The sequence below is a fragment of the Litoribacter populi genome (genome assembly GCF_007483685.1).
GTDB lineage: Bacteria > Bacteroidota > Bacteroidia > Cytophagales > Cyclobacteriaceae > Litoribacter > Litoribacter populi.
Map to the genome: position 1 here is coordinate 3,527,751 of NZ_VMKN01000001.1, position 710 is coordinate 3,528,460.

Here is a 710-nt window from a genome sequence, read left to right on the forward strand (position 1 = left end):
AGGGCGAAATCAAAATTGAGATCGACCGGGCAAGATTTGAACAGGATTCCAGGTGGGACGGCCTGAAAGGCTATATCACCAATACACGACTGGGGAAAGACCAAATAATAGAAAACTACAACAATCTTTGGAAAATAGAAAAGGCGTTCAGGATAGCCAAAAGTGACCTAAAAATAAGGCCGGTATATCATAGGGCCCAAAGAAGAATAGAAGCCCACATATGTATAGCATTCGTGGCCTACAAAGTGTACAAGGAGCTGGAAAGGCTGTTGAAGGAAAAACAGTCGGACCTGAGTCCAGAAAAGGCCATTGACATAGCAAAAGGCATCTACACGGTAAGAGTAACCATTCCTTCGAGTCAGCAGACCGTTTCTAAAACAATAATCCTGAACGAAAGTCAAAGAAAACTGGCTGATTTATTCGGTTTTTAGCCTTGGGTGTCCCAGCGCTGAAAACAGGAGATATTTATGAGCAGCACTACCAAGAGAATTTTACCGGTAACTCAAGTTGATGAAAAAAAGATTGGCGACGGTAAGCCAGGTAAAATGACTCAAAAGTTACTCGAAAAGTTCAGCATACTAGAAAAAGAAAGCTCCGAATAAATCGGAGCTTTCTTTACATATTTTTCATCCGACATCAAACAACCTTTTTCATTTAGAAATCAACTGCGCATCTTTAAGAATATACATCAATTTTTCGGGATCTTTTTC

Annotated in this window: 2 protein-coding genes; both read left to right on the forward strand. The window is 40.3% G+C overall.

The genetic code is table 11. The features are described 5' to 3' along the window. A partial coding sequence (locus FPL27_RS19945) for an IS1634 family transposase (RefSeq protein WP_221936607.1) occupies positions 1-431 on the forward strand: 431 nt, incomplete at its 5' end. Positions 432-467: 36 nt separating this feature from the next. Next, on the forward strand, positions 468-602 hold the full coding sequence (locus FPL27_RS20170) for a hypothetical protein (protein WP_262712087.1): 135 nt from the start codon (positions 468-470) through the stop codon (positions 600-602). Positions 603-710: the final 108 nt, after the last annotated feature.